This window comes from 'Vigna radiata' phytoplasma (assembly GCF_030586915.1).
GTDB lineage: Bacteria > Bacillota_I > Bacilli_A > Acholeplasmatales > Acholeplasmataceae > Phytoplasma > Phytoplasma australasiaticum.
This window is the reverse complement of record NZ_JAOSIS010000037.1, coordinates 1-3,463: the sequence shown is the minus strand read 5'-3', so window position 1 is coordinate 3,463 and position 3,463 is coordinate 1. Positions and strand designations below refer to the sequence as shown.

The 3,463-nt window shown below is 25.9% G+C and carries 3 protein-coding genes; all 3 read right to left on the bottom strand.

Annotated elements, in window-relative coordinates; all coding sequences use genetic code 11:
• Nucleotides 1–503: 503 nt before the first annotated feature.
• Nucleotides 504–911 carry a hypothetical protein gene (locus tag OC710_RS02525; RefSeq protein ID WP_004995575.1) on the bottom strand — a complete coding sequence of 136 codons (408 nt, stop codon included), beginning with the start codon at nucleotides 909–911 and terminating at the stop codon, nucleotides 504–506.
• Between the two features lie 120 nt (nucleotides 912–1,031).
• Nucleotides 1,032–2,615: a class I tRNA ligase family protein gene (locus tag OC710_RS02520; RefSeq protein ID WP_004995574.1), complete on the bottom strand. Its 1,584-nt coding sequence runs from the start codon at nucleotides 2,613–2,615 to the stop codon at nucleotides 1,032–1,034.
• A gap of 15 nt (nucleotides 2,616–2,630) precedes the next feature.
• A partial coding sequence (rsmI, locus tag OC710_RS02515) for a 16S rRNA (cytidine(1402)-2'-O)-methyltransferase (RefSeq protein ID WP_304515003.1) occupies nucleotides 2,631–3,463 on the bottom strand: 833 nt, incomplete at its 5' end.

Below are 3,463 nucleotides of genomic sequence, written 5' to 3'. Positions count from 1 at the left end.
TTTCGCCCTATAAGAGTGATTAACTCTCTTCTTGATAAGCCGATTAACTAAATTATTCCAAATTTAGGTTTACCCTTATGACTACTAAAAAGATGCTTTATCCTTGACCATCCAGACTTTTATTTCCAGATTAGTAAATTTAATTACTTAGTTTTAGGATTCTCCAAGTTACGCTAAATTTCTACCTTAATTCTTTAGGGGAAGTATCCTCACTTTGGAGGCTGATTCCAGGTTTTCTTCACTTGATAAACTACTCAATACATCGATAATATATTAGTAGACTCTGGACTGTCCGTTTAAGCAACTTCCGGAAAGGTCTTATCATTACATCATTTCCCTTCTTAGGCCATTTCAGGCTTCTCCATGGAATTATTCGGTGGCGGAGTTCCTCTTGACTAATTTGCTTTCGTCGCAACCCGCTTTTATGGTCTGCTCTAATCTGACATTCTTTCGTCTGCCTGACCGACCATATCCTTTCAGGGTTTATCAGCCCTGGCTATTGGTTAAATAGCACGAAATTTAGGCATCTTTTGGCGCCCATCGATGGATAATAAAGATTTAACAATTGTATACCATGATAAATTTCTATTATAAGGCAAAAAACTTTTTAATTCCCATTGTAAACAGCATTCTAAAATTACTAAAAAATTTGTGTTAACGATTATATAATCATGATTTTTAGCGTAAAAATAATGAAAACTATTAACATAATGAGTTCGTTGGGACATTTCTAAAACCCATTTATGAATAGACAAATTAAAATAATTACGACCTAAATCTAAAAAAAATTGCATAGCTTTATTTTTAACATTTTTATTTAAACAATAATCATACATACCAAATTCTTTTCTTAAAGCGCATAAAGAAATATCAGGGGTGTGTGGATATAATTCGTAAGGTATTATTCTCATTTACAATCCTTTTTAAATAATTTAATTTACAATTTACTCTTATATTTTAAAAAAATGACATTATATTTATTTTAATTTATTTATTAAAATAATAAATTTTTTATATTCAAATAAAAATGATTAATTAAAAAAAATTTTTAATTTTTCTTTTTCGAAACGCTGAAATAGTTTATCTTTCTGACCTACTAAAATTTTATTTTTGGTAATACCAAAAAATTTTAAACTTTCAAAAGTATTTTCTTCCGATTGAATTTGATCTAAAATACATTGAGCGGTAACCGGTAAAAAGGGTTGCAATAAAATGCCAATAAAACGTAGATTTTCTATAGCATTATATAAAAAATAATTTAATTTATTAATATCTTGAGGACAATTACTTTTAAATAATTCCCATGGTTTCATTAAATCAATGTATTTATTGCCATAACGAGCTAAATGCATAATATTTTCGATAGCCTCAGATACTTTAAAATCTTCCATACACGAACGAATTTTTGGTAAAGTTGAAATAGCTAAATTAGATAATTGTAATCCTAATTCATCTTCAAAGTTATTAACTTTAACAATTTTATTATCGCGATATTTTTTTAACATTCCTAAAGAACGACTTAATAAATTACCAACAGTATTTATCAAATCTGTATTATAACGTTCAAACATTAAATCATAAGTTAAACAGCCATCAGATGCATAAGGAATCTCATGTAAAACAAAATAACGAATAGCATCAATAGGAAATATTTTCTTTAAATCATCAACGTAAACTACATTTTGAGTAGATTTAGACATTTTACGATCATTAAATAAAATCCAAGGATGAATTAAAAATTGTTTCGGTAAAGGTAGTTTTAAAGCAAATAAAAAACTTAAATAATAAATCAAATGAAATCTCACAATATCTTTACCTATAATTTGTAAATCAGGTGGCCAATATTTAACTAAATTTTTGTGATCATACCAATTTTTAGAATAATCTTTTTCAGGATCATCTAATAAACTTGTAATATAATTGCTTAAAGCATCAAACCAAACATAAGTAATATGATCATTATCGAAAGGTAAAGGTATACCCCATTTAAAAGAAGTTCTTGAAATAGATAAATCTGCTAATGGTTCTTTTAATAAATTTAAAATTTCTTTTCGACATGCTAATGGTTTGATTAAATCAGTATTTTCTTTTAAATATTTTAATAAAAGCGGTTGATATTTTGATAATTTAAAAAAATAAACTTCTTCTTGCATCCAAATCGGAGTTTCTCCACTAGGCAACTTTTTATCAATTAAATCTTTTTCTGATACATAACTTTCTTCTGAAATAGAATACCATCCTTGATAAATCCCCAGATAAATATCTTTTTGTTGAAATAGTTGATCTATAAATTTTTGAACATATTGTTTATGTTTTTCATTGGTAGTTCGAATAAAATAATCATATTCAATATTTACAGATTTATAAACCTGTTTAATTTCATAAGAAATAAAATCAACATATTCTTGATTGGACATCTTATTCATTAAAGCTTTATTTTCTATTTTTTGACCATGTTCATCTGTTCCTGTTTGAAAAAAAACAGAATATCCTTCCATTTTTTTAAAACGCGCTATAGCATCTGCTAAAATCATTTCATAAACATTACCTATATGAGGCAAAGCTGAAGTATATACAATTGAAGTAGTAATAAAAAATTTATCTTTTTTCATCATATAAACTAATTTTCATTACTCCTTATTTTCTAACTGATCCATTGGTATTTTCAAATAATGATAAATTTGTTTTTTAGATATATTACGATCTTTAGATAAACATCTTAAAGCTTCTTTTTTGGAATAACCATGTTTTAATAAAAGCAAAAAATGTTCTTCCAAAGATAAATGTTGATATGTTGATAAAAATAAATTTTTATCAATAGTTATTACATATTCACCTTTAAAAGATATTTTCTCTTTTTCTTTTAAAATTTCATTAATATCGCCATAAATAATAGTTTCAAATTTTTTTGTTAATTCTTTAGATAAACTAATATTTCTGCGAATATAATGTTTTTGAATCAATAATAAAGTGTCTAATAAACGCATAGGGGATTCAAATAAAATCAAAGTACCTTCAAAAAAACGATATTTTAATAAAATTCTTTCTTTTTGTATTGTTTTTTTAGGTAAAAAACCTAAAAATAAAAAAGGTAAATCAAAAGTAGAAATACTAAAAGCTGTTATAACAGCGGAAGCTCCTGGTATAGAACATACATAAAAACCTGCTGATTGCACTGTGCGCACTAATAACAAACCCGGATCACTAATTAAAGGAGTTCCTGCATTACTAATAAGAGCTAAATTTTTATTTTGTTTCAATAGGGATAACACTTTAGAAACACGTTGTTTTTCATTAAAATGATGTAATGACAATAAATTATTATTAAATTGATAAAATTTCAAAATTTTATACGCCTGACGAGTATCTTCAGCCAAAATATAATCTACCTGTTTTAGAATATCTAAAGCTCTAAAAGTTAAATCTGACATATTACCTATAGGAGTAGCAACTAAATATAAAG